This window comes from Sulfitobacter dubius, assembly GCF_027214245.1.
Taxonomy (GTDB): domain Bacteria; phylum Pseudomonadota; class Alphaproteobacteria; order Rhodobacterales; family Rhodobacteraceae; genus Sulfitobacter; species Sulfitobacter dubius_A.
In genome coordinates this window covers 713,738-739,279 of the sequence record NZ_JAPWHM010000001.1, presented here as the reverse complement: position 1 = coordinate 739,279, position 25,542 = coordinate 713,738, and the positions used below count along the sequence as shown (strand labels likewise).

General features: G+C 61.7%; 24 protein-coding genes, 1 tRNA gene and 1 other RNA gene. 10 read left to right on the top strand and 16 right to left on the bottom strand.

Features of this window, described 5'->3' with window-relative positions; genetic code table 11:
- Positions 1-8: 8 nt before the first annotated feature.
- The 7 genes from O4H31_RS03630 to clpS all read right to left on the bottom strand — a co-directional run bounded on the left by O4H31_RS03630 (position 9) and on the right by clpS (position 4,856).
- Complete coding sequence (locus O4H31_RS03630) at positions 9-944, bottom strand: acetamidase/formamidase family protein (protein ID WP_269342886.1); 936 nt, start codon at positions 942-944, stop codon at positions 9-11.
- A complete protein-coding gene (locus tag O4H31_RS03625) occupies positions 941-1,909 on the bottom strand; it encodes a Gfo/Idh/MocA family protein (RefSeq protein ID WP_269342884.1) in 969 nt (322 codons plus the stop codon). Before O4H31_RS03625 ends, O4H31_RS03630 begins: the two co-directional genes overlap by 4 nt.
- A gap of 75 nt (positions 1,910-1,984) precedes the next feature.
- On the bottom strand, positions 1,985-2,416 hold the full coding sequence (locus O4H31_RS03620; RefSeq protein WP_067268618.1) for an acyl-CoA thioesterase: 432 nt from the start codon (positions 2,414-2,416) through the stop codon (positions 1,985-1,987).
- A gap of 134 nt (positions 2,417-2,550) precedes the next feature.
- Positions 2,551-2,627, bottom strand: a tRNA-Met gene (locus tag O4H31_RS03615).
- 89 nt (positions 2,628-2,716) lie between these two features.
- Positions 2,717-3,517 (bottom strand): SDR family NAD(P)-dependent oxidoreductase, encoded by an 801-nt coding sequence (locus tag O4H31_RS03610; RefSeq protein WP_067939675.1) that lies wholly within the window; start codon positions 3,515-3,517, stop codon positions 2,717-2,719.
- Positions 3,518-3,536: 19 nt separating this feature from the next.
- Positions 3,537-4,529 carry a class I SAM-dependent methyltransferase gene (locus O4H31_RS03605; RefSeq protein WP_269342878.1) on the bottom strand — a complete coding sequence of 331 codons (993 nt, stop codon included), beginning with the start codon at positions 4,527-4,529 and terminating at the stop codon, positions 3,537-3,539.
- Positions 4,530-4,532: 3 nt separating this feature from the next.
- Complete coding sequence (gene clpS / locus O4H31_RS03600) at positions 4,533-4,856, bottom strand: ATP-dependent Clp protease adapter ClpS (RefSeq protein WP_269343020.1); 324 nt, start codon at positions 4,854-4,856, stop codon at positions 4,533-4,535.
- 156 nt (positions 4,857-5,012) lie between these two features.
- On the opposite strand from clpS, the gene O4H31_RS03595 reads away from it, so the two are divergent.
- Positions 5,013-5,720, top strand: coding sequence for an HAD family hydrolase (locus tag O4H31_RS03595; RefSeq protein WP_269342877.1), 708 nt, complete (start codon positions 5,013-5,015; stop codon positions 5,718-5,720).
- A 264-nt stretch (positions 5,721-5,984) separates the two neighbouring features.
- Positions 5,985-7,457 carry a D-alanyl-D-alanine carboxypeptidase family protein gene (locus O4H31_RS03590; RefSeq protein ID WP_269342874.1) on the top strand — a complete coding sequence of 491 codons (1,473 nt, stop codon included), beginning with the start codon at positions 5,985-5,987 and terminating at the stop codon, positions 7,455-7,457.
- 124 nt (positions 7,458-7,581) lie between these two features.
- Here O4H31_RS03590 and O4H31_RS03585 read toward each other — a convergent pair whose 3' ends face one another.
- From O4H31_RS03585 to O4H31_RS03570, 4 genes are read right to left on the bottom strand one after another with little or no spacing between them, the layout of a single operon-like run.
- Positions 7,582-9,162, bottom strand: coding sequence for an ABC transporter ATP-binding protein (locus O4H31_RS03585; RefSeq protein ID WP_269342872.1), 1,581 nt, complete (start codon positions 9,160-9,162; stop codon positions 7,582-7,584).
- Positions 9,159-10,265: an ABC transporter permease gene (locus O4H31_RS03580; RefSeq protein ID WP_067624908.1), complete on the bottom strand. Its 1,107-nt coding sequence runs from the start codon at positions 10,263-10,265 to the stop codon at positions 9,159-9,161. Before O4H31_RS03580 ends, O4H31_RS03585 begins: the two co-directional genes overlap by 4 nt.
- Complete coding sequence (locus O4H31_RS03575) at positions 10,265-11,356, bottom strand: microcin C ABC transporter permease YejB (protein ID WP_259946437.1); 1,092 nt, start codon at positions 11,354-11,356, stop codon at positions 10,265-10,267. Before O4H31_RS03575 ends, O4H31_RS03580 begins: the two co-directional genes overlap by 1 nt.
- Before the next feature lie 9 nt (positions 11,357-11,365).
- Entirely contained in the window at positions 11,366-13,294 is a 1,929-nt protein-coding gene (locus tag O4H31_RS03570) for an extracellular solute-binding protein (protein ID WP_419723580.1), read from the bottom strand.
- Positions 13,295-13,559: 265 nt separating this feature from the next.
- On the opposite strand from O4H31_RS03570, the gene O4H31_RS03565 reads away from it, so the two are divergent.
- Positions 13,560-14,813 carry a GAF domain-containing sensor histidine kinase gene (locus O4H31_RS03565; protein ID WP_269342866.1) on the top strand — a complete coding sequence of 418 codons (1,254 nt, stop codon included), beginning with the start codon at positions 13,560-13,562 and terminating at the stop codon, positions 14,811-14,813.
- Positions 14,814-14,853: 40 nt separating this feature from the next.
- On the opposite strand, the gene O4H31_RS03560 is transcribed toward O4H31_RS03565, so the two are convergent.
- Positions 14,854-15,675 (bottom strand): alpha/beta fold hydrolase, encoded by an 822-nt coding sequence (locus O4H31_RS03560; RefSeq protein WP_269342864.1) that lies wholly within the window; start codon positions 15,673-15,675, stop codon positions 14,854-14,856.
- Positions 15,676-15,867: 192 nt separating this feature from the next.
- Here O4H31_RS03560 and O4H31_RS03555 point away from each other — a divergent pair, with 192 nt between their 5' ends.
- Complete coding sequence (locus O4H31_RS03555; RefSeq protein ID WP_269342862.1) at positions 15,868-16,599, top strand: hypothetical protein; 732 nt, start codon at positions 15,868-15,870, stop codon at positions 16,597-16,599.
- Between the two features lie 62 nt (positions 16,600-16,661).
- Here the strand turns inward: O4H31_RS03555 and O4H31_RS03550 are convergent, their stop codons facing one another.
- Positions 16,662-17,162 carry a c-type cytochrome gene (locus O4H31_RS03550; RefSeq protein ID WP_269342860.1) on the bottom strand — a complete coding sequence of 167 codons (501 nt, stop codon included), beginning with the start codon at positions 17,160-17,162 and terminating at the stop codon, positions 16,662-16,664.
- A gap of 154 nt (positions 17,163-17,316) precedes the next feature.
- Between O4H31_RS03550 and O4H31_RS03545 the strand changes: the two genes are divergently transcribed.
- Entirely contained in the window at positions 17,317-18,174 is an 858-nt protein-coding gene (locus tag O4H31_RS03545) for a prephenate dehydratase (RefSeq protein ID WP_269342859.1), read from the top strand.
- A gap of 15 nt (positions 18,175-18,189) precedes the next feature.
- Here the strand turns inward: O4H31_RS03545 and O4H31_RS03540 are convergent, their stop codons facing one another.
- Both O4H31_RS03540 and nudC read right to left on the bottom strand, forming a co-directional pair.
- A complete protein-coding gene (locus O4H31_RS03540) occupies positions 18,190-18,663 on the bottom strand; it encodes an SRPBCC family protein (RefSeq protein ID WP_269342857.1) in 474 nt (157 codons plus the stop codon).
- A 73-nt stretch (positions 18,664-18,736) separates the two neighbouring features.
- A complete protein-coding gene (nudC, locus tag O4H31_RS03535; RefSeq protein WP_269342855.1) occupies positions 18,737-19,705 on the bottom strand; it encodes an NAD(+) diphosphatase in 969 nt (322 codons plus the stop codon).
- Between the two features lie 166 nt (positions 19,706-19,871).
- Here nudC and O4H31_RS03530 point away from each other — a divergent pair, with 166 nt between their 5' ends.
- Positions 19,872-21,716: a 5'-nucleotidase C-terminal domain-containing protein gene (locus tag O4H31_RS03530; RefSeq protein ID WP_269342854.1), complete on the top strand. Its 1,845-nt coding sequence runs from the start codon at positions 19,872-19,874 to the stop codon at positions 21,714-21,716.
- Positions 21,717-21,753: 37 nt separating this feature from the next.
- An RNA gene (gene ffs, locus O4H31_RS03525) (signal recognition particle sRNA small type) lies at positions 21,754-21,851 on the top strand.
- A 169-nt stretch (positions 21,852-22,020) separates the two neighbouring features.
- Here ffs and O4H31_RS03520 read toward each other — a convergent pair.
- Positions 22,021-22,854 carry a neutral zinc metallopeptidase gene (locus O4H31_RS03520; protein ID WP_269342852.1) on the bottom strand — a complete coding sequence of 278 codons (834 nt, stop codon included), beginning with the start codon at positions 22,852-22,854 and terminating at the stop codon, positions 22,021-22,023.
- Between the two features lie 62 nt (positions 22,855-22,916).
- On the opposite strand from O4H31_RS03520, the gene O4H31_RS03515 reads away from it, so the two are divergent.
- From O4H31_RS03515 to O4H31_RS03505, 3 genes are all read left to right on the top strand, one after another.
- The gene (locus O4H31_RS03515) at positions 22,917-23,279 is read left to right on the top strand and encodes a YidH family protein (protein ID WP_269342850.1); all 363 of its coding nucleotides are present in this window, start codon (positions 22,917-22,919) and stop codon (positions 23,277-23,279) included.
- A gap of 77 nt (positions 23,280-23,356) precedes the next feature.
- Positions 23,357-25,111 (top strand): DNA polymerase III subunit gamma/tau, encoded by a 1,755-nt coding sequence (locus O4H31_RS03510; RefSeq protein ID WP_269342848.1) that lies wholly within the window; start codon positions 23,357-23,359, stop codon positions 25,109-25,111.
- A 51-nt stretch (positions 25,112-25,162) separates the two neighbouring features.
- Complete coding sequence (locus O4H31_RS03505; protein ID WP_007118099.1) at positions 25,163-25,507, top strand: YbaB/EbfC family nucleoid-associated protein; 345 nt, start codon at positions 25,163-25,165, stop codon at positions 25,505-25,507.
- The last annotated feature ends 35 nt before the right edge of the window (positions 25,508-25,542 follow it).

Below are 25,542 nucleotides of genomic sequence, written 5' to 3'. Positions count from 1 at the left end.
CGGCGCAGTTACCCGCCAATCAACTCTTTCGCCATCATCATATGCACGCCCTTTTCGCGGTTCACCGTCTGGGTGATGCGCAGATCCCCGGCCAGCGAACAGAGCACATAGGCATCCTCACGGCTGATCCCCGCACGCTCAGACACCAGCGCGATCATGTCCTGCAGAGCCATCTCGGCACAACGATCAAGGTCGGGGGCCATGCCCATGGTGATCACATGGCTCGGCGTCTCGGCCTGCGGATAGCTGAGTGTGCGGTCCTTCAACACGGTCAGACGAAAGCGCCCCTGTAGCGCCGTTTCAATCGCCGTGACGCAGACCTCCCCATCGCCCTGTGCACCGTGCCCATCCCCGCAAGAAAACAGCGCCCCTTCGTTGAAGATGGGTAGGTAAAGCGTGCTGCCCGCCACCAGTTCCTTGTTATCCAGATTGCCGCCATGCTTGCGCGGCTCAATGGTGGCGATCCGACCCCATTCCGGCGGCGGTGCCACGGCCATGACGCCAAAGAACGGGGCCAAGGGCAGTTCCAGCCCCCAAGGCAGACGGGCGGTGCCTCCCTCCGCGTCGAGTGGGATGTTAGTGTGATAGGTCTCAGTGAAATCCTGCGGCAGCGTGCCTGCCAAAGGACGGATGAAGTTATACCCCCAGTCCTGCCGCAGCGCGACATCAAGGATATCGACTTTCAGCACATCCCCGGGCATCGCGCCTTCGACGGCCACCGGGCCCGTCAGGATATGGCCGGGCATCGGCGGCGGGCCTACCTTGTGGATGTCGTAAAGTTCCGGCGGCACATGGAAGCCTTCGGGCGGCAGGCAGTTCGGCGCGCCAGAGACGGTGTTGATGATCACCTCGTCGCTGCTTTGGATGGTCAGCGCAGGCGGGCGGCTGGCCTCGAAATAGCCCCAGTGGCAGGTTTCAGGCGATGACTGCAAGGTGGCGGTCATGACTGTGTCCCCCGGTTGGCCAAAATGCCTTCGATAAGCTCCTGCACGCGCAACGCCTCTGCTGGTGTGGCCAGTCGGCTCGGGCCGCCGTCTATCAGAAGCGCCATGTCGTCAAGCTGCGCTTTCAAGCTGGTGGCGCGGGTGTCGGTGGGGCTGCTGTTGGTCGGCGCGAATGCCTCTCCGGTCGAGACGGTGTCGATGGAGAATTCCGAGATGCGCCGGCTGGCCTTGGCCCCTTTCACCGTCACCTCCTGCCGGTCCGGCTGCACGCCACCAACAGAGCCAAGGATCGAAACCGGCAAGCCCTCGGCATTGACCAGCCGTGCGGCGACATGGGTCTCGCAAAGTTTGGCGTCGGGGTATTCCGCATGGGCCCATTGCAGGGTCAGCGGCCCCAGCACACGCTCGCTCAGGAAAAGGAAATGCGAGATCACCTCGCGGGTCATGCCGCCCTCAGCGGCTAAGCGCAGCCAATCCGCATCCACCTGCCACGCACGGGGCCAGGCCGGATAGGTCACGATGATGTCGATACCACAGAGATCCCCTAGCGCACCCTCTTTGATCGACCGCGTCAGATCGGTCAGCGCCGCCCCCGCTGCTTGGGTGAAATTCACCGCCGCCGGGACGCCTGCAGCCTGCAACTCGGCCACCAACGCACGACTTTCCGCGATGTCCACGCCGAGCGGCTTTTCGAGGAAGATCGCCTTGCCCGCTGCCGCTGCCTCAAGCGCATAGGCTTTGCGCGGCACCGGGGGGCAGGCGAGGTAGACCAAATCGACATCGGCCATCGCCTCGGATGCCGTGGCGGATACTGCTGCACCCGGCGCGACCTCTTGCGCGGCGGCGCAGGCCGCTGGCTCGGGATCCCACATGGTGGTGACCGTGAAGTCGGGGTGCAGCACCATGTTCTCGGCCATGCGCCGGCCCATGATCCCCAATCCGATTACCGCAGTCCTGATCGTCATCTTCGTCTCCCTCAATGTGCTGCGCGATAAGACGCTGCAATCGGGGGAACTTCAACTGCGCGCGGCGCAATTGCCTCAGGCGAGGTCAGCGCGGACCAAAGGTTTGATCACGCGGGCCAACTCTTCGGGCGCGGATTGGCTTTTGAACACATCCGCGATGGTAAAGACGCAGGTGAACGAACCCTCGAAACACAGCACCCCGTTCTGCCGCGCCTTCATGCCGAAGGTGATGGATTTGTTGCCGAGCCGCGTCGGATAGGTTTCGCACATCAGCTTGTGCCGTGGCGTGACCGGGCTGCGAAAGTCCATCGAAAGGTTCACAAAAGGCGTGCCGATGTTGCGGTCGATCTGCAGTTGGAACCAACCATCGCCATCGAAATGCGCCTCCCACCATGCGTTGATCGCATCCAGCGCAAAATAGGGCAGCCGCGCGGTATAGGCGATCTGCGCCGGGTCACAATCGCCCCAAGTGACGTTGATCTCGTGAACGAAGTTTTCCGTGGTCATAAGGCTGCTTTCATCTGCTCAGGCCTGCGCGGGGCATGGGCTATCTTCTATCCCTTCCAGCCCCGCGTGCAACCCAAGCGCAGGTGGCCAGTGCCAGCCCAGCAGGCATATCGTCATACGAAAAAGGGAGAGGATGGTGGCGTTACCTGGATTTGAACCAGGGACCTAACGATTATGAGTCGTTCGCTCTAACCAACTGAGCTATAACGCCGTGGCGCGTCGGATAAGGCAGCTTGGCATTGGGGTCAAGGGCGAAAGATGGATGAATCCATTTTTGCCGAAGAAAACTGCCGCCCCGTCTTAATGCGCGGGGGCCGACACCACATCAAGCAGGGTACGCCCGCCGTCGATGGTCATGATCTCACCCGTCATGAAGCCCGAGCTTTCGGCGGCGAGGAATTGCACCGCCTCGCAAAGCTCATTCGGCCCGGCGATACGGCCAAGCGGCGTATGCGCGCGGATATCCTCGCGCCAGTCGCGGTTTTCGGCCACGGCGGCGCGCAGCGACGCGCTCATCACCGACCCGAAAGAGATCGCATTCACCCGTATCCGGTGCTGCGCCAGCACAAGCGCCAGAGAGCGGGTCATCTGCTGCACCGCCGCCGAGGCGATGGCATAGCCCATCATATCCGGCTGGTGGCGTTGTGCCGCGATGGAACTGAGGTTGATGATCGACCCCACCTGCCCCTCGGTCTGGCCCTCGGCCTGTTTTATCATCCGCCGCGCCACCTGCTGCGACAGTTGCAGCGCCGTCATCAGGTTTTGCTGCAACAGCGTATCAACCGATCCGTCTTCCACATCCAGCGGATCGGTCGGCAACACCTGCCGCGAGGCATTCACAAGGATATCTACCTGATCATAAGCGTCGATCGTGGCCGAGACGAGGTTGGCGATGGTCAGCCGCTGGCGTAGATCCCCGGCGAAAACGCGGACGTTCCCGTCGTCCGGCGTGTCGCCCAACTCCTCCATCAGCTTTTTCTCGTTGGAATCGGCGCACATCACATTGGCGCCCCGGTCGGCCAGATGCCGCGCGATGGCAAGGCCAATGCCGTCTGCGGCACCTGTAATGATGGCTGTTTTGCCTGAGATCGAGAATGACATCGGGATACCCCCTTAAGGCTTAGCGGCGCCGGGTCAGCGGGCGTGTGGCGTGGAACAGTTTGAACCGCGCATCGCCTCCAAGCTCGGCCACCTGTGCAAAGCGTTTCTTCAATTCCGCCTCATAGGGCAGATGCCGGTTGGCCACCATCCACAGGTCGCCCTGCCCCGACAGCATACGCGCGGCGGCGGCGACAAAGGCTTGGCCAATCTGCGGCTCGGCGGCGCGGCCGGTGTGGAAGGGCGGGTTCATCACCACCGCATCCATCCGGTGCGGGGGCTGCCATTCGGTGGCGTCCTCCCAATGGAACACGGCGCGGTCGTCGGTCACATTATGGCGCGCGCATTCCAACGCCATATGCCCCGCCTCGACCAGATGCACCGTCTTCACCTTGGGCCGCGTCAGGATATGCGCTGAAAGGAACCCCCAGCCCGCGCCCAAGTCAGCCACTTCGGCCCCGAGGTTATCGGGCAGCACATCCACCAAAAGCGCCGAGGCCAGATCAACCCCATCCGCCGAAAAGACCCCCGGCGCGGTCCAAAAGCCCGCTTCGGTCTGGGCTGGGCCCGCTTCCCAATCGGTGAAGAAATCGCTACTGCTGGCGTCGATCCAGTAAAGCTTGCCATGTGCTTTTGAGATCGGCCCCTGAACCGTCACCCGCGCCCGCATCTCGCGCAGGATCGAATCCGCGCCATCGGTCTTTTGCCCATCGACCACCACCGGCCCATCGCTGACGGCGCAGGCTTGCGCGACCAAGGCGCGGGCCTCATGTTTGGCGCGTGGTAGGCAGACTATGGCGGCGGCATATCGCCCCTCTACCGAATGCGCGGCCTCATAGCCCCGTGCGGTCCAAGCGTCATAGGCTGGCTTGAAATCGTGAATGATCTTGCAGCGCTCGGGCGGCAAACCGGCCAGATCAGCGTCCACGGGGGGCTGAAAAATGGCGATCACCCCAGTCTCGGGCAACTCCAGCCCACCGCCGTTCAGGGCCAGTTCCAGTCGCGGATCAATCACGTGTTATTCTTCTTTTTCCATAGTGCATTGCAGCGGATGCTGGTGACGTCGGGCGAAATCCATCACCTGCGCCACTTTCGTCTCCGCGATCTCGTGGCTAAAGACGCCAACCACGGCCAGCCCCTTTTTGTGAACCGTCAACATGATCTCAAACGCCTGCGCATGGTTCAGGCCAAAGAACCGCTCCAGCACATGCACAACGAATTCCATCGGGGTGAAATCATCGTTCAGCAGCATCACCTTGTAAAGCGGCGGGCGTTTGGTCTTGGGGCGGGTTTTGGTCAACAACTCGGTGTCGTCGTCATCCTTAGGGCGGTCCGCCATCATCTGCCAACCCATTGCGGGCCGGTCTGCTGCTTGGATCGTCCAATCTGCTTTCGCGTCGTCACGGTGCATTGCTGCTCCTGCGGCTGGGGGTAGAGCTTGTTCGTCGTGCAGCCGTCTATATAACCCCTGAACCAATTTAGGAAAGAGGCAGCACATATGAGCGGGGCACTCACCACCATCGGTTTCGATGCGGATGACACATTGTGGCATAATGAACGCTACTTTGCACTCTCTCACGACCGTTTTGCAGCCCTTCTGGCCGAACATAGTGAACGCGACCACCTGATGGCACGGCTTTTGGAAGCCGAGCGGCGCAATCTGCCGCATTACGGCTACGGGATCAAAGGGTTCACCCTGTCGATGATCGAGACCGCAATCGAGGTGACAGAGGGCAAAGTCCCCGCCGAGGTGATCGGAGACCTGCTCGCCGCCGGGCGCGAGATGCTGGACCATCCGATTGAACTGCTGCCCCATGTCGAAGACGTGCTGGAAACCCTGCGCGGCGACTACCGGCTTATCGTGGTGACCAAAGGCGACCTGCTGGATCAAGAGCGCAAACTGACGCAATCGGGCCTGCGAGAGAGGTTCGATGCGGTGGAAATCGTCTCTCACAAGACCGAAGCCGCCTATCGCCACATTTTTAAGCAACACGGGCAAGGCGCAGCGCGGGGGCTCATGGTCGGCAACTCTCTGGCCTCCGATGTGCGCCCGATGATCGAGGCGGGCGGCTGGGGCGTCTACGTGCCCCATGACCTCACATGGGCGATCGAACACGCCGAACCGCCAACCAATTCACCACGTTTTGTTGAAATCAACGATCTTTCCGGCCTCCCAGAGACGGTGAAAAGGATCGTTTCGGAGTGACTCGCCCGCGCTGGTGAGTCGCCTCCACGCCTCACCAAAAACGCCCCACTGCGGGCCAATTTGCGCCCAATTCTTGCCTTATTCGCGCTTATAGTGGGTCAATGTGCGCAAGCCTCTACATATTGGAGGAGAGATCCGTCCTTTTTTACCCTGTCCATCGGATTCGACGGCTTCCGCGATGCGCCGTCCTATGCTAGCCTTGAACCAATCAATAAATGGTCAGCCAGAAAAACGGCGACTTGAGGCAGTAAAAGGCAGGCAAATATGAAGGCTCGGCGCATTCAGCCGGCCCGTTACGGGCTATTTCTATTCGCAGCACTCTGGGTTCTGGTCATCCTACCCCTCAGCGCCATGGCCGCCCCCTATGCCGCCTATGTCATCGACGCCCGCACCGGCAAAGAAATCCACGCAGAGAACGCCGACACGCGCCTCCACCCGGCCTCCCTAACCAAGATGATGACCCTCTACATCGCTTTCCAAGCGGTCGAACGTGGGGAACTGTCTCTCGATACGCAAGTCACCATCTCCCAAAACGCCGCATCTGAGCCGCCCAGCAAACTGGGCATGCGTCCGGGCCAAAAAATCGCCCTGCGTTACCTGATCCGCGCCGCCGCCGTGAAATCGGCCAATGATGCCGCCACCGCGATCGGCGAAGCCATCGAAGGGTCCGAGGCCGCCTTTGCCCGCCGGATGAACCGCACCGCCAAACAGCTTGGCATGACGCGCACCACCTTCAAGAATATGCACGGGTTGACCGAAAGCGGCCACCTCTCCACTGCGCGCGATATGACGGCCCTGGGCCGCCACCTGCTCTATGATTACCCGCAGTACTACAACCTGTTCTCGCGCATCACCGCCGATGCGGGCGTGCGCAAGGTCTCCCACACAAACCGCCGTTTTCTGGGGTCTTACAAAGGCGCCGATGGCATCAAAACCGGCTATACCCGCGCCGCTGGCTTCAACCTGACGGCCTCGGCCGAGCGTGGCAACGAACGGATCATCGTGACCGTCTTCGGGGGCAAATCCACCGCCTCGCGCAACGCCAAAGTGGCCGAACTGATGGACCTTGGCTTCCGCCGCGCCCCCTCCTCGGCCCCCCTGAGCAAACCAGTGCCCCCGGTCTACGCCGATGTCGAAGACACGACCGCTGCCCCCGGTGCCGCAGGCAAAACGATCCGCCTTGTCGGAGCTGTCACCACCTCCAAACGCCCGCAACTCCGCCCTCGCAGCGAAGTCGTGGTCGTGGCCACCGCGGCAGCCCCCGAAGCAACCAGCACCGTCTCCAACAGCGATATTACTGCAGCCCTACGCGAAGCGGTGCAAACCGCGCCAACTCCGCTCGCCGCCGCGCCCACACCAGAAATCAAAGACGCCGAAGTCGTCATCGCCACCGCGCAGGCCTCCCCCCGCCCCGAACCGCGCCCCAAAGACGTAACGCTGGCCGTACAGCAGGCGGTAGAGCAAGAAATCGTGACCCGCGTCTCCACCTCGGGCGGTCGCCACTGGGGGGTCAACGTGGGCCGCTTCCCCAGCCGCTACGCCGCCGAGAAGGTCCTGCTGAAAACCGCATTGGCCGAAATGTCGACGCTTGATGGCACATTGCGCAAAGTGGTGCAGCGCCCGCAGGGCTATGACGCGAACTTCCTCGGCCTGTCACGCGAAAGCGCCGATCTGGCCTGCCGCCGTCTGGCCGCGCGCAACGTTAGCTGCTTCATGATCGGCCCAAGCGAAGGCTAAACGCTGCCGCCTCTCAGGCGACGCCCACCAATCTTCATCCTTTTGAAAATACCGCGGGGGAATCGCGCCCCCGGCGCGATGGGGGCAGTGCCCCCCTCCCCCTTTCCGCACGCGCGACGCTTGCTTAACCAGCCGCCTGCAACAGCTTGCGCGTATAGTCGGTCTGCGGATTGTCATAAAGCGCATCGACGTCGCCGTATTCCACCACATCGCCGCGTTTCATCACCATCACCTTGTGCGACATTGCCCGCACGACCTTTAGATCGTGACTGATGAACAGATAGGCGAGCCCGTATTTCGCCTGCAACTGCCGCAGCAAATCAACGATCTGCACCTGCACCGTCATGTCCAAGGCCGAGGTTGGCTCATCCAGAACCAGCAGTTTCGGCCGCAGCACCATGGCGCGGGCGATGGCGATGCGCTGGCGCTGCCCGCCGGAAAACTCATGCGGGTAGCGGTCCATCGTCGCGGGGTCGAGCCCCACTTCCGTCATCACCTCCGCCACCAATTCACGTCGGTCGCGCGCCTTGTCGATCTTGTGGATCGCCAACCCTTCCGAGATGATCTGGAAACAGGTCATCCGCGGGCTGAGCGACCCGAAAGGGTCCTGAAAGACGATCTGCATGTCGGCGCGTAGGCGGCGCAGCTTTTTGGTGGACCATTTGCGTAGGTCCTCGCCACGAAAAGTCACCTCCCCTTCCGAGCCGATGAGCCGCATGATCGCCAGCGCCGCGGTGGTCTTGCCCGAGCCGCTTTCCCCGACGATGCCAAGCGTTTCGCCCGCGCGGATCGACAGGCTGGTGTCGTTGACGGCCTTCACATGGCCCACGGTACGACGCAATAGGCCCTTCTGGATCGGGAACCAAACCTTGAGGTTTTCGGTGCGCAGCACTTCGGGTGCATCCGCCGCCACGGGGGCCGGCGCGCCGGTGGGCTCGGCGCCGAGCAGTTTGCGTGTGTAGGGGTGCTGCGGATTGTCGAAAATCTCGGCGGTCGGCCCCTCTTCGACGACCAGCCCTTTCTGCATGACAAAGACCCGGTCAGCGATGCGCCGCACGATCCCGAGGTCATGGGTAATGAACAAAAGCCCCATCCCCATCTCATCCTTCAGGTCTTTCAACAGGTCGAGAATCTGCGCCTGAATGGTAACGTCGAGCGCCGTGGTCGGCTCATCCGCGATCAGGATGTCGGGCTTGTTGGCCAGCGCCATCGCGATCATCACGCGCTGGCGCTGCCCGCCGGAAAGCTGATGCGGATAGGCGCCCATGCGGCTTTCCGCGTCATTGATGCCGACCTGTTCCAAGAGGCTCAACACCCGCGCCCGCGCCTCGGCCCCCTGCAATCCCTGATGCAGCGCCAGCGACTCAGCCAGTTGCTTTTCGATCGTGTGCAGCGGATTGAGCGAGGTCATCGGCTCTTGGAAAATGAACGAGATGTCATTCCCGCGCACCTTATGCAGGAGCTTGTCATCCGCGCCGATCATCTCTTGCCCGTCATAGGTGACCGAGCCGCTGACCCGCGCGCTATCGCCCAAGAGCGACACCGTCGAGAGCGCCGAGACCGACTTGCCCGAGCCGCTTTCGCCCACCAAGGCCACCGTCTCTCCCCGGTTCACGGCAAAGCTGACCCCGCGCACGGCCGGGATCAGCTGTCCGTCCTGCCGAAAGGAAACCTGCAGGTCTTTGACGTCCAACAAAGCAGTCACGAGAAGGTCTTTCTGGGATCGAATGCGTCGCGGATGCCTTCAAAGATGAAGACCAGCAGCGACAGCATGATGGCAAAGGTAAAGAAGGCCGAGAAGGCCAGCCAAGGCGCTTGCAGGTTCTGCTTGGCCTGCAACGTCAGTTCCCCCAGCGACGGTGCCGAGGACGGCAGGCCAAAGCCCAAGAAGTCGAGCGTCGCCAGCGTGGAGATCGTGCCCGTGATGATAAACGGCAGCATGGTCAGCGTCGCCACCATCGCATTGGGCAGCATATGGCGCAGCATGATCGTGCCGTTGCCGACCCCAAGCGCACGAGCCGCGCGAACGTATTCAAGGTTACGCGCGCGCAGGAATTCGGCCCGCACAACCCCCACCAGCGCGGTCCATGAGAACAACACGAGGAGGATCACCAAGAGCCAGAAACTTCGCCCCAGAATGGCGAACATGATGATGATCACATAAAGCGACGGGGTTGAGGACCAAATCTCGATGATGCGCTGAAAGATCAGATCGAGCCAGCCGCCGAAGAAACCCTGCACCGCACCCGCCAGAATGCCGATGATCGACGCCGCCCCGGTGACGATCAGGGTGAAGACCACCGAAAGCCGGAAGCCATGGATCACTCGCGCCATAACATCGCGTTTGGTGCCGTCGGTCCCGAGCCAGTTCTGCCCATTGGGCGGCAGCGGTGCGGCACCGGGGCGGTCCACGGCGGTGTCGAAGGAATAGGGAATGACGGGCCAAAGCGCCCAGCCCTTGTCGATCGCTTCGCCTTCAACTTCGCCATCCGCGGCGTCGATGATATAGCCCTCAGGGTCGTCGAAACAGGCATCCAACCCGCCGGTGGCGATGAGGCATTGGACCTCAGGGTCGCGATAGGCGGCTTCGGTCTGGAAATCCCCGCCAAAAGCGGTTTCGGGGTAGAAGTTGAAGATCGGCGCGTAATACTCGCCGCGATAGCTCACGAGGATCGGCTTGTCGTTGGCCACGAACTCGGCCAGCAGCGAAATGCCGAACAGGATCGCGAAGATCCACAGCGACCAATAGGCGCGGCGGTTCGCGGTGAAATTGCGCCAGCGGCGCTGGTTCAGGGGGGACAGCGCCATCAGCCTTCCCTCTTCTCAAAGTCGATGCGCGGGTCGACGAGCACATACATCATGTCCGACAGAATGCCGACGACAAGGCCGATGAGGCCAAAGATGAAGAGCGTCCCGAAGACAATCGGATAGTCGCGCGCAACCGCCGCCTCAAAACCCAGACGCCCCAGCCCATCAAGGCTAAAGATCGTCTCGATAATGATCGACCCGCCGAAAAAGACCGAGATGAAGACTGCCGGGAAACTGGCGATCACGATCAGCATCGCGTTGCGGAAGACGTGTCCGTAAAGCACCTTGCGCTCTGACAGGCCCTTGGCGCGGGCGGTGATGACATATTGCTTTTTGATCTCGTCCAGAAAGCTGTTCTTGGTCAGCAGCGTCAGCGTGGCAAAGGCCGAGATCGTCGAGGCCAGCACCGGCAGCGTGATGTGCCAGAAATAGTCGGCCACTTTGCCCAAGGGGCTGAGGCTGTCGAAATTATCCGAGGTCAGGCCACGCAGCGGGAAGATCTGCCAGTAAGACCCACCGGCAAAGAGCACCAGCAGCAGGATGGCAAAGAGAAAACCGGGGATCGCATAGGCCGCAATGATCGCGCCCGAGGTCCAGGTATCGAACCGGCTGCCGTCGCGCACCGCCTTGCGGATGCCCAAGGGGATCGACACCAGATGCGCGATCAGCGTTGACCAAAGCCCAAGCGTGATCGAGACCGGGAGCTTTTCCTTGATCAGGTCGATCACACTGATGGCACGGAAGTAACTCTCGCCGAAATCAAGCCGCATGTAGTTCCACAGCATGTGAAAGAACCGCTCCACGGGCGGTTTGTCGAAGCCGAATTCCTTCTCCAACTCCTCAATCAACTCGGGCGGTAACCCGCGTGCGCCGACATAGGTGCTGTCAGACCCGCGCGCCATCGTGTCGACCCCGGCGTCGTTGTTGCCCCCGGCAAAGCCGCCAAAGACATCGCCGCCGCCCTGAATCCGCGCGATGGCCTGCTCTACCGGACCACCGGGGACGAATTGCACCAAGGCAAAGTTGACCAGCATGATGCCGAACAAGGTCGGGATCACCAGCAACAGACGTCTGAGAATATAAGCACCCATGAGGTCGCTTTACCGCAAGGCGCCGGAGGCGCGCAATTGCTGCGCGCGGTCTTGGTCATACCACCAGAAATCGAGGTAGCCCAAAGCATAGGACGGAATCTCGGGGTGGTCGTATTGGTCGTAATAGGCAACCCAATAGCTGTCGTTGTACCATGTGGGGATCATGAAGAATTCATGCCGCAGCGCTCGATCCAGCGCCATCAGCGCTGCATCTTCGGCCTCTGCCGTTTCGGCATCGAGCGAGGCTTCGATGATCGCGTCGACCAGCGGGCTGGCAAGCCCTGCGGGGTTGAACAGCGAAAATTCCGCTGCCTCGGACCCGTAGCGCTGCGACAGACCGGTGCCGGTGCCAAGGAAGGCAGCATAGGCGTCATAGATCATGTCATAGTCGCGGTCCCGCTCGCGGGCGGTGTATTGCGAACTGTCCACCTTTTCCAGCCGCGCGTCGATGCCGATGGATTGCAGGTTGCCCACAAAATTTTCGATCACCGCCGAAATCGTCGGCGACCCGGCGGAGTTCATCAGGAAGTTCAGCCGCAGGGGTTCGCCCGCCTCATTGACACGCATGCCATTCTGCACGGTCCAACCCGCATCCTCCAACAGCTTGGACGCCTGCCGCGCGTTGCGGCGGTCCAACAGGCGGCTGGGATCTGACGTATGCGGCACCATGGCAGGCCCGCTCAAAAGCTCCCCGGGCACCAGATCGCCAAGGCTTTCCAGAAGCGCCAGTTCCGCCCCCTCGGGCGCGGCCCCGGCCATCAGCGGCGTGTCTTGCGTGAACGAGGCGCGGTGACTGAAGAGCCCGTATTGCAGCGACTCGTTGGTCCATTCAAAGTTGAACATCAGTGCCACGGCCTCGCGCACACGGCGGTCCTGTAGCGTCTCGCGGCCGAGGTTAAAGATGATCCCCGATGGCGTGGGAGGCGAGCCGTCGGGCAGTTCGGCCTTGACGATATCGCCGTCGCTCACCTTGGAGAAGTCATAGCCCGTGGCCCACTTTTTGGAGTCCCCTTCGGCGCGGAAGGAGTATTCGCCCGCCTTGAAGGCCTCGAAGGCCGAAGTGTCGTCGCTGAAAATCTCCAGCCGGATGCGGTCGAAATTCATGCGGCCCCGGTTGATCGGCAGGTCGCGGCCCCAGTAATCCGGGTTGCGCTTGAGCACGATGCGTTTGGTCAGATCGACGCTTTCGACCATATAGGCGCCCGATCCGGGGGGCGGGTCCATCCAGCTGTCTTTAAGGGTGTTGCCGGTTTCCTCGAACCAATGTTTCGGCCATGCGGGCACGCCGCCCACAGTCTCGATCAGGCTGCGGCGGGAGATACCGTCGGCAAAGTGGAACTTCACCGTGTGGTCGTCCAGCGCCTCGACCTTGGGGATGCGCTTGCGCACCGCGTCGGCATAGGACTTCAGCCCCTCGTCCAAGAGCAGGTTGTGCGAGAACACGATGTCATGCGCGGTCACCGGGGTGCCGTCCGAAAACGTCGCCTCGGGGCGCATGTGGAAGATCACCCAAGACTTGTCCTCGGGGTACTCAAGGCTTTCGCACAGCAGGCAGTAGCTTTCGCCATAGACATCCGCTGGCAGCGGCTCACCCGATGGGGCCTCGCCCAGCAGGCTTTCAAACCCGAAGATCGAGAACAGATGCGCGCGGCCCTTGCCGGAATAGGGGTTCATCGAATCCAGCGTGCCCACGAAGGGGATCGAGATCTCCCCGCCCTTGGGCGCATCGGGGTTCACATAGTTGAAATGCTCGAAATCCGCCGGGTAAGACAGATCGCCATAAAATGAATAGCCATGGCTTTTGATGACCTGTTGCTCCTGCGCCGCGGCGGCACCGGCCAACAGGGCCGCCACCATCAGCGTCAGCGTCGCGAGCCAGAGCGGCAGGTCATCAAAGACCGAAGGGCGGGTCGCGGCGCGGGTCTGGGCACGGGGCATAGGTCACTCCTTGGCGTGGCATAGTCCGGGTAGGCGTCATCTAGGCTAACGCTGTGAGATGCCAAGATACAAGTTGCGAATATGTAAGGTTGCCCTGCACGGGCGGCCTACCGCAGAGGTTGCCCCACTCAAGGGCGGTTTCCCCCGCTTTCGCTCGCGACAATGTGTAGCCCAATGCCCGGCAACTTCGCAGCTCCGCCGATTTCTCGCCCCAGAATTAACAGATTCTTCACTCAAGTTAACGATGCGTAAACTGGAGCAGACGATGAGAACCTACCCGATTCCCTTTAACGAAGAAGCCCGCCTGCGCGCCGTTTTTGATGTGCCCGGCCTCACGGCCGAGAATGAAGCTTTGTTCGACACTATCTGCGAGGCCACCCGCCGTCTGCTTGACTGTCCGATTGCACATATCAGCGTCGTGGAGGCCGATACCCAATGGTACAAATCCGTGGTCGGCTATCCGCTGGAACCGATGCCAAAAGACACCGGGTTTTGCAGCCATACGATCATGTCGGACGCGCCACTGGTGGTGCCCGACCTCAGCAAAGACCCCCGATTTGAGCGCCACCCCATGGTTGCCAAGGGTGGACCCGAGGCGCGCTATTACTGCGGCGTGCCGCTGATCCTGTCCTCGGGCCACCGCTTTGGCAGCCTCTGCGCGCTGGACCTGCAACCGCACGAACAGCCCTCCGAGAAACAGATCGCCCTGTTGGAAGACCTTGGCCGTATGGTCGTCGCGGCGCTTGAACGCAGCCAGCCGAACGCCCCTGAGCTAAAGGCCGACACAAGCGCCGAATCCACCTTTTTGACGCTGGTGGGTCACGAACTGCGAACACCGCTCACGGTTCTCTTCGGCAGCCTGCGCATGTTGGAGGCCAAAGCCGAACAAGGGGTTAACCCGCTGCTGATTCGCTCTGCCCGGCGGTCTGTCGACCACCTCAGCGCGTTGATCGAGACGATCATATCCTACAGCAATGTCAGCACCGGAGAGCTGCGCCTCAACGAGCGGAAATGCAATCTGAACGATCTTTTGCAATCGGTTTCGGCCCTGCATTTCGCCACCACGGACGCGACCACGAAAACCATCACCCTGCGAGACAGCCTGCCGCTTGCGGAAATGCACATAGATGGCGACCAGATCGAATTGGCGGTGACGGCCTTGGTTCTGAACTCCGTGCTGCACGGCGGCAGTGAGATCGCGCTAGGGACGTTCAAAGACGCCGAGGGCAATATCGAGATTTCGATCACCGACAATGGCTCTTTTGACGATCACGTCGACCTTGCCGAGCTTTACAAACCCTTTGTCGTCGGCGGTATGATGGACCATCGCAGCACCAAGGGCGGGCTGGGCCTTGGCCTGCCGCTGACCCGCAAGCTGATCGAAATGCACGGCGGAGATTTCGAGGTGCATGTAGAGGCGGACCACAGCCGCGCCGTGATCCGCCTGCCCGCGTGGCGCTGCGACATCGGCGGGATCGCCGCGGCAAACGTCGCCGCCCCGGTGATCGCGGCTCAGTAACCTAAGAGGGGCGCGACCGACGCCGCGCCCCTTATTTTGCTCAGGCCCCGTCGACGGTGCGGATCAATGCGTTGATCTCTTCCGCCAACAGATCCGGATGATCCTCGGGCGTGAAGTGTTTGCCCCCTTCGATCCGCCGCAGCGGTGCATTCAGATCTTTCGCCAGCCGCTCCCCATATTCGAGTTTTTGAAACTCATCCGCAGCACCCCAGACGATCCGCGCGGGGATGTTGAGGGTGGGCAGCTTGTCTGCGATGGCCTTGGTGTCTTCCACGTCCAGCGACTGCGCCTGCCGGACAAAGGCTTCGGCCTCTCCATGTTGGGCGTAATGCGGGGCATGGGCGTCAAAGGCAGCCTCGGCGGCCGCGTCGGTCTCATGCCCCTTTGAAAACATCATCTTCAGCAACTGGTGGAACGACCCATCGGGCGCATGTTTCGCCACGCCGCCAGTCTTGGCCACAGCGCTGACCAGCGGCACGGGCCATGAATCATAGCTGATTGCATTCGTCAAAAGCAGCCCGCTGACCATCTCAGGATGACGCACCGCCGCAATTTGCGCGACACCGCCGCCAAGGTCATGCGCGGCAAGGATCGCACGCGAGATACCCTGATCGCGCATCCAAGCGACCAGATAGTCCGCCTGAGCCGAGACCGAAATATCACGCCCTTCGCCCTGCGGGATAGAGGCACCATACCCCGGCATTTCCCAAGCGAGCACCCGGCGCCCGGTGACCTTCGGGGCGACATCCCGCCAAAGCGCGGGGCATGTGGGAATACCGTGAAGCAGGATGACGGGATCACCCGCCCCAGTCTCTTCCCAACGCATTTCGATCCCATTGACCGTGGTTGTATGACTTTGCATGTCGCGTCTCCTTTCGGTGTGGACGTTTCATGGCCCAACACCTGCATGAAGAAGACGTTCCGCCGCGCCCAACAGCGCCAAGGTATCAGTAAGGGATAATCGGAGCCGTTTGACCACGGGCTTCACTTCCAGCTACGATAATTTCATATCATCGATGTTTATTGATCTAAAAATCTATATTGAGGACTAAAAATGGCAGAGCTGATTGGCGCTGAAGGATTTGACAGAGACATACTTTTCAATCCGTCTCCATGGCGTGAACTCATCATGACGCAGAATGAACTATTCGATCCAGCGACGCTGTACGATATTTCCGATCGGTTGCGTCAGGAGTTCCACCACGGGCATATGCCAAATCGCAAAATGCCAGAGATACCCCGAGAAAACTGGCATACTGACCTTCTTGCCCCCTATTTGTCCAAGACAATTGGCTATGACCTTCCCTGCCTAATATCCGCTGACCGCACTGCTCGAGGTCGCATTATGCTATGCGCCCAAGATCCCAAACGCGATGGCGATGAACCAATTCTTTCGGTTGGAACGTTTTTCGGGATTGATAGTGACTATCACCGTTATCGGCGTCATTGGGGCATGATTTGGCAACTGATTAGACGTTGTGTCTTTTCAGGTTACGATATCTGGGCCACAGATGCCGTTAAACTTTATGCTGGCCGAAATGTCATACGGAAGGACAGAGCGCTACGTGAACTATGTTTTTCTGTCATTCGACAAGAGGTAGAAGCATTTCAACCAGACCGCATCCTTGCGATCGGAAATGACGCTCGCGACGCATTGGTTGCTGCGGGAACGCAGTCTCCGGTTGTTCATGTTGTTCACCCAACAGCGCGCGGCCTCAAAGGCCCTTTTAAGGACCGCCTTGAGTTATATTGGGAAGCATTAGGCGGGAATGCCCTAACCGCATAGCCGCGCCCAAACGCAAAAACCGCCCCAGAGGGCGGCTTTCACTCACGCAATGCAGCGTGGAATTAGTTGGAAACGCTTTGCAGGTAAGCGATCACGTCAGCGCGGTCTTCGACTTTACGCAGACCGGCGAAACCCATGGTGGTGCCGGGGGCGTAGCCTTTGGGACTCGCGAGGAAGGCGCTCAGCTCTTCCGGGGTCCATGCACCTTCGAGCGAGGTCAGAGCGCCGGAATACCCGAAACCGTCAACCGAGGCGATATCGCGATCAACCACACCGTCAAGGTGCGGGCCAACGGCGTTGGAACCGTCGACCTTGTGGCAAGCGGCGCATTTGCGGAACACTTTAGAGCCGCTGTCGGCATCGGCTTCGGCCATCACGGCGGTAAAGTCGATCTCTTCGCCGCCTTCGTCACCACCGGCGTCGGCCACTTCGATCACATAGGACGCTTCCCCATGTGCATCGGCGTGGTAAATCTCTTCACCCGCCCATTTGCCCAGCAGAAGTACCAACCAGGCGCCGAATACGCCGGCTGCGATTTTGGTCAGGGTCATTGTATCGAACATGCGTCAGGGTCCATCACTTGGTATTGGCACCATGGGCGGGCCATGGTTCTTGGCATCGTTGCCCGCGTATCTATTGCTTTCCCTTGGCGCAGGCAAGGTGTAGTTACCGCGACCAATTGCCCTTCCCCGCGCCTTTTGCAGCAGGATACGATCCATGACCGCCCAGACCACGCCGCGCATTGCCTTCCAGGGGGCCCTTGGCGCCTATAGTCACGAGGCCTGCCTTCAAGCCTGCCCCGACATGGAACCGGTGCCCTGCCAGTCGTTCGAAGGCGTGATCCGCGCCGTAAATGAAGGGCGCGCCGAACTGGCGATGCTGCCGGTCGAGAACACGACCTATGGCCGTGTGGCCGATATTCACCGCCTGCTGCCCGAAAGTGGGCTGCATATCATCGGCGAAGCCTTTGTACGGGTGCGCATCGCCCTGATGGCCCGCCCTGGCGTGGCCATGGACGACATAAAACACGTCCGCGCGCATCTTGTGCTGCTGCCACAGGCCCGCAGCTTCTTGCAAAAACACGGTATCACCTCCGAGCCTGCGGCTGATTCCGCAGGGGCCGCTGCCGAACTGGCGGCGACCGAGGGAAGCACCGACGGGGTGTTAGCAGGCGAGGTCGCGGCAGAGATCAACGGCCTTAACGTGCTGGCCCGCGATATTGAGGATATGGACCACAACACCACCCGCTTTTTGCTGATGGCGCCCGAGATTGATCTGAGCCGCCGGGCCGAGCGGATGCTGACCACTTTCGTCTTTGAAGTGCGCAACATCCCCGCCGCGCTTTACAAGGCGATGGGCGGTTTCGCGACCAATGGGGTGAACATGACCAAGCTCGAAAGCTATATGGTCGGCGGCTCCTTCACTGCGACACAGTTCTATGCAGATATCGAAGGTCACCCCGAAGACCCGGCGGTGAAACGCGCGCTGGATGAACTGGGGTATTTCACCAATATGCTTGAGATTCTGGGGGCCTACCCCGCCCATCCCGGCCGGGGCGCGCCGACCGGGATGTAGGCTGGGCGCGCAGGCTCAGACTTTGACGCCGCGGGCGTGACGCTCTTCCATACCGCGGGCATATTCCGCGACGCGGTCCTTGTATTTCTTGGTCAGGGTCGTCTTGGCCAGTTTGAGCGATTGCACCCAAAGCCGCGCGGACAGGGTCAGCGGCTTAATCTCAAGCGCGACCAACACGCGCGTGCTGTTGCGCGACAGGGGCATCAATTCAAACGACATTTGCCCCGCCAACCCCTGCGACATGCTGTCGATCACCATCTCGTTGGGGCGATCAAAACTCACCATCTCAAGCGTCAGCTCGCGCCGCTTGCCGCGCAGCGGGAAGACCGCGTTCCAAGTCATTCCCACACCGGGCTGATGCATCGTATCCGCGCGCTGCACCTCGGCACCGCGCCGCATGGCTGCCCGCTCAAAGCTCTCAAAATCGCACAACATGTCAAAGACCGCTTCGATCGGGGCTTCGACGTCTTCTTTGGTCGAGAATTTCATTCCGTCCGTTCCAATTCTTCTGCTCGCATTTGCCACCCCCTGCCGCTTTGACCGGGCCTGTTAGGTCAGTGTATCAGGTCAGTGTATCCGCAAGCCAGTTTTCCAGCAAGAAATGCGCGACGGCCCCGCGCCGGGCGGGCAGCAGACGCGGGTGGCTTCCGGCAAAGACATCCATCATCTCTTCGCGGGTGACCCAAAGTGCGTCTTCGATCTCAACCGGGTCAATGGTCAGGTCACGGCTCAGCGCTTCGCCAGCGCAGCCCAACATCAGCGAGGCCGGAAAGGGCCATGGCTGGCTGGAGAGGTAGCTCACCGCGCCGACTTGAACCCCTGCTTCTTCAAAAACCTCCCGCCGCACGGCAGCCTCTACCGTCTCTCCCGGTTCGACAAAGCCTGCCAGCAGGGAATACATCCCCTCAGGCCAGCCGGGGGAGCGGCCCATGAGCACGGAATTACCATGGGTAATCAACATAATGACCACCGGGTCGGTGCGCGGGAAATGTGCGCCGCCGCAGTCGGGGCAGACGCGCTGCCATCCGCCTTGGGCCAGATCGGTCGCAGCGCCGCAGCGCGCGCAATGGCGGTGGGTTTCGTGCCAGCCGAGGATCGCCTTGCCGCTGGCAGCCAGTTCGGCATCGCGCGAATCAAGCCATGTCATCACCCGCCGCAACTCGGCGAATGCCATGTCATCGCCCAGCAGTGGGTGCCGCTGTTCGCTGGGGTCAAGGAACGCCCCCAGTTGCGACTGGTCCAGATCGGCAGGCTGCCAGCCTGAGATATCGACGGCAAAGCGCGCGGCCCCGTCTTCGCGGCCCAGCAAGATCGGCGCGGCAGCGGCCTCTTGCAGCGCCGGGTGATCCATCGCCAATCGGACCAAACCGGCAGGGCGTTCAGGCGCGATCAGGGGTTTGCCACGCCAAAAGACGATGGCGCGCGCCGCAGGGTCGGCGCGAAGCTGCGCCAACGCTTCCGGGTTGCCACGTATCTCTCCCGCCCGATCAAGAGCCGAGCCTCCAAAGGTTACCGTCTCCGCGTGACGCATGGTGCTCTCCCGATACCGGCCCGATACAGGCTTTGTGCGTTTCGCCCAGCCATGCCACGGCGCAGGCGATATTGGCAATCCCAAGCCCTCTTGTCAGATCGGTTGAAATCTGGTCATATCAAAACATCTTTAGGTTGTGTAATTTTAACGAGTAATTCCCTTTACGGTGAACAAGCGCAGTACATATGTCACGGCTGGTGTCGTTCCCCCCGAGGGGGGCACCCCGGTCGGGGCACGTCTGCGCATATTGGCCACGACTGATTTGCACATGCAAATTGTAGGCCATGATTATGTGGGCGACCGTTCGGTGGGGCACCATGGGCTGGCCGGGGTTGCCACGCTGATCCGCGCCGCCCGGCAAGAGGCCGCTGAACAGGGCGCAGCCTGTCTTTTGCTCGACAATGGTGATCTGTTGCAGGGCAATGCCTTGGGCGACCAACTCGCCCAGATGCCGGTCACCCCTACGCATCCGCTTGTCGCCTGTGTAAACCATCTGCGATATGATGGCTTGGGCTTGGGCAATCACGACCTTGATCATGGTCTGCCCTATCTGCGCGCCGTAGCGGGCGCGATTGATATGCCGCTGATCTCAACCAATCTGCATCTGTCCGATCCTGGCCCCCTGCGCCGCTGGGTCGTTGTATCATGCCTGCTGCCCGCTGTCGGGGGGCATCCCTCATCTACGCTGCAGGTTGGCCTGCTCTCCGTTCTGCCGGGCCGAACGGCGATTTGGAACCGCGAGGTCTTGGAAGACGCGGCTGAGATCGTCAGCCCCCTCGAAAGCCTGCGCAGCGCCGCCCTGACGCTGCGGGCAGAGGGGGCCGACCTGACCGTGCTGCTGGCCCATATGGGCATCCCCCAAAAAGGAGAGATCGCCGCCGAAGAGGACATCTGCGCCTTGGCTCAGATCGAAGGGATCGACGCCGTGATTACCGGCCACACCCACCTTCGGTTTCCTGGCGCGGACCATGGCCCGCGCAAGGGGGTCGATACGCAGGCAGGCACCCTGTCCAACCGACCGGCGGCAATGCCGGGGTTTGGCGGGTCCGATTTGGCGGTGCTGGATTTGGCCCTTGAGCGTGACGCGGGGGGGGGCTGGCGGGTGTCGCAGCATCACAGCCACCTGCGCGACAACAGCGCGCAAACGCTGGCCGATCCCGTGGTGCTCAGTGCCGCACGGATCAGTCACATTGGCACCCGCAAACATCTGGAAGAGGTGGTCGGCCACACCGGGACGGCGCTGCACAACTACTTTGCCCTTGCCATGCCCACCCCCATCGACGCGCTGACCGCCCGCGCGCAGGCCGAGGTGATACGCAAAGGCGTGGCGGGCACGGCAGATAGCGCATTGCCCATCCTCGCGGCCACGGCGGCACACACGGCGGGCGGGCGCGGCGGGCCCGAGCATTTTCTGCATATCCCCCCCGGTGCGGTGCGGCGCCGCCATATCGCCGGGCTTGTCCCTTATCAAAACGCGGTCTGGGCGCTGCGTATCACGGGGGCTGACCTCCGACGACGGCTGGAGAAAGCGACGGAGGTTTACACTCAATTCACCAGTAGGACAGGTCCGCTTCTCGACCCCTGCCGCCCGCCCTTTCACTGCGATACGATCTACGGCGTGACCTATGCAATCGACCCGCAGCGCCCCCGTGGGGCCCGTATCACCGCGCTGTCGTGGCAGGGGGCTCCTGTCGAGCCGGACCAACGGTTTCTATTGGCAACCAACCAGTTTCGCGCAGCGGGCGGCGGCGGATTTGACCGTACCCCCATCGAAGATGTCGTCCTGCGCAGCCCGCTGCCCCTGACAGACGCGCTGATTGCCACCCTCGCCACGGGCCCGGACCACCCGTGGTCGGACGCCCTCCCATGGCACTTCGATGCGACCGGAGCGCAAGCGGTCCACTATACCTCACCGGGCGCGCTGCCCTTTCTTTCAGATATCGCGCATCTGTCGCCCGACCCCCGCGGAATCACGGCGTCTGGCTTTGCCCAGATCCGGATCCGTTTGTGAGGCTTGCACTTCGATCCTCCCCCTCCTATATGGGCCTTGAGAGGTTGGTGCGGGCAAGCGCCTCGCCAACCCGGTCAGATCCGGAAGGAAGCAGCCGTAACGAGCCCCGCTTGGGTCGTTATCAGCCTCTCACCACCGTCGCATTGTGCAGCAATGCGACGCCCCGGCAGTCATTCCGCAGGAACGATGAGGGGTCGCTTCTCCAAAGAAAATAACGCGGTTGAGAGATAACGGGCCCGCCGACATGGCCTGCCCGCGGGCACCACGGGCATCGCCCCCTAGGGTGGGCGCCGCCCTTATCGTCTTACAGCCGTTCCGCCTCAAAGGTATCACAAGCCGCGATCTCGCCGCTCTCAAAGCCCCTTTCGAACCAACGCGCGCGTTGCTCTGACGTGCCATGGGTAAAGGTATGCGGTTGTGGCACCTGACCGGCCTGGCGCTGCAAATGATCATCCCCGATCATCCGCGCCGCATTCAGGGCTTCCTGAAGGTCGCCCTTCTCCATCAACCCTTCGACGTTCGACGCCCAGATCCCCGAAAAACAATCGGCCATCAGCTCAAGCCGCACGGTCAGGGCATTCGCCTCTACCTGAGAGGACTGCTGCCGCATCCGGGCCACCTGCGGCAAGACGCCAATCTCATTCTGCACATGGTGGGCGACCTCATGGGCGATCACATAGGCCGCCGCGAAATCGCCCTCGGCCCCAAGACGCTGGTCCAGCGTGCGGAAGAAGGCGGTGTCGAGATAGGCCATGTTATCCGCCGGGCAGTAAAAGGGGCCGGTTGCGCCGGAGGCACCGCCACAGGCGCTTTGGGTGACGTTTTCGAACACGACAAGCTTGGGCGGCGTATAGGTTTCCCCCAGTTGCTCTTCGAAAATACGGCTCCAGACCTGTTCTGTCGTGGTGAGCACGCGGGCAGCAAAATCGACCTGCGGATCTTCGCTGTCGCTCAGCGGACGTGACTGTTGGACCTGACCGCCACCTTGGCCGGTCAGCAGCGGGGTAACGTCAATGCCCGTGAAATAGCCGATTGCCAAAACCGCCAGCACACCGACCAGACCTAGCCCCCCTGCCTTGCCCGCCCCACCGCTGCGGCGAATGACATTCTTGCTCCGCCCAATTCCCCGCAACCGCATAAATCGTCCCCGCTATGTCAAAGCTTGTTGCCACATGAACGCGCAAAGCGCAGTTTGGTTCAATGAGTGATAAGAATGACCTAGCCGAAGACCGCACCGATTGGGCCGAGGATCGCACGATTCTGGCCAATGAGCGCACCTTTGCGGGCTGGATGCGCACCGGCATGGCAGCCGTGGCCGTGGCGATCGGTCTGCGCGCCGTGTTCGGAGAATTCGAGCCGACATGGGTGGCGAAAGCCGTGGCATCGGTCTTCATCATAGCCGCGCTCTATGTCTATTGGGCGGCGCAGGCGTCGGCTGCAAAAACCCAAAAGCGGCTGAGCGACCATCACGCCAACGCCCAGCCCAACAGTCGCATGAAAATTCTGGCCGCGATCCTTGCGCTTGCCTCAACCGGCGTCGGCGCGATCCTCTGGATGCTCTGAGCATCCCGCAAGCACGGTAGACGCCACGGCGCGGAGCGCCTAGTTTACGGCCTTGACCGAATCCGATCTGGGGCACCATGACAGATACATCCGCCTACCGCGTTCTGGCCCGCAAATACCGGCCCGAAACCTTTGCCGATCTCGTCGGCCAAGACGCCATGGTGCGCACGCTGAAAAATGCTTTTGCCGCCGACCGGATCGCACAGGCCTTTGTGATGACGGGCATTCGCGGCACCGGCAAGACGACGACGGCGCGGATCATCGCCAAGGGGATGAACTGCATCGGGCCTGACGGCAACGGCGGGCCGACGACGGATCCTTGCGGCGTCTGCGAGCACTGCACCGCCATTATGGAAGGCCGCCATGTCGATGTGATGGAGATGGACGCCGCGTCGAACACCGGCGTTGCCAACATCCGCGAGATTATTGACTCGGTGCATTACCGCGCGGCGTCGGCCCGCTACAAAGTCTATATTATCGACGAAGTGCACATGCTCTCCACCGGTGCCTTCAACGCGCTGCTGAAGACGTTGGAAGAGCCACCCGAACACGTCAAATTCATCTTCGCCACCACCGAGATCCGCAAGGTGCCGGTGACGGTGCTGTCGCGCTGTCAGCGGTTCGACCTGCGCCGGATTGAGCCCGAAGTGATGATTGCTCTGCTGCGCAAGATCGCCACAGCCGAGGGGGCCGAGATCACCGACGACGCGCTGGCGCTCATCACCCGCGCCGCCGAAGGCTCGGCCCGCGACGCGACCTCGCTGCTGGATCAGGCCATCAGCCACGGCGCGGGCGAAACCGGCGCCGAACAGGTGCGCGCCATGCTGGGGCTGGCCGACCGTGGCCGGGTGCTGGATCTTTTCGACATGGTGCTGCGCGGCGATGCCGGTGCCGCGCTGACCGAACTTTCCGCGCAATATGCCGACGGCGCCGACCCGATGGCGGTACTGCGCGATTTGGCCGAGATCACCCATTGGGTCTCGGTCGTGAAGATTACGCCTGATGCCGCCGAAGACCCCACCATCGCCCCCGAAGAACGCGCCCGTGGCCAGCAGATGGCCGAGACCCTGCCGATGCGGGTGCTCACGCGGCTGTGGCAAATGCTGCTCAAGGCGCTGGACGAAGTCGCCGCCGCCCCCAACGCGATGATGGCCGCCGAAATGGCCGTGATCCGTCTCACTCATGTGGCCGACCTGCCCTCGCCCGAGGAACTGGTGCGCAAGTTGCAAAACAGCAGCCCGCCCCCTGCCCCCGCTGGCGGTGGTGGTGGCGGCAATGGCGCGCCCCAAGGCAGCACCGGCGCGCAGGCCGTGCACCACGCGCAGCAGCGTATGGCGTCAAACCCCGGTCCGCAGGGGCAGACCACCGCCTTGGCGCAAGACCTCGACGCCGCCCTCGCCCGCTTCCCGACCTTTGAGCAAGTGATCGAACTGATCCGCGTGAACCGCGATGTGAAACTGCTCGTTGAGGTGGAAACCTGCGTCCAGCTTGCGGCCTACCAACCCGGTCGCATCGAATTCGTCCCCACCGACGACGCACCCCGCGATCTGGCGCAGCGGCTGGGGCAAAAGCTGCAACTCTGGACCGGCAATCGCTGGGCGGTGTCGCTGGTCAACGAGGGCGGTGCCGAAACCATCGCGCAGATCCGCGACGCGCGCGAGTTGGCGCTGAAAAAACAGGCCGAGGAGCATCCGATGATGCAAGCGGTGCTGGCGCAATTCCCCAAGGCCCGCATCACCGCGATCCGCACCCCCGAAGACATCGCCGCCGCCGCCACGGCAGAGGCGTTGCCAGAGGTCGAAGACGAATGGGATCCGTTCGAGGACGGTTGATACACCCCACCTCACGCCACATATAAACGACAACGCAACAAGGAGACCCAGATGCTCAAGGGATTAGGCGGCCTCGGCGATATGGCCGGGATGATGAAGAAAGCGCAGGAAATGCAGGGCAAAATGGCCGAACTGCAAGAGGAGATGCACAATATCACCGTTGAAGGTGAATCTGGTGCGGGCCTCGTCAAAGCGACCTGTAGCGCCAAGGGCGAGTTGAAGGGTCTCGATATCGACCCGTCGATCTTCAACAAAGACGAGAAAGAAGTGGTCGAAGACCTGATCCTCGCCGCCATCAAAGACGCGCAGAGCAAAGCCTCTGAACGTGCGCAGGCTGAGATGAGCAAGCTGACCGAAGGCATGGGCCTGCCCGCAGGTATGAAACTGCCCTTCTAAACGGTTGGGGCGGAAACGCCCCCTCCCCCTTCCCC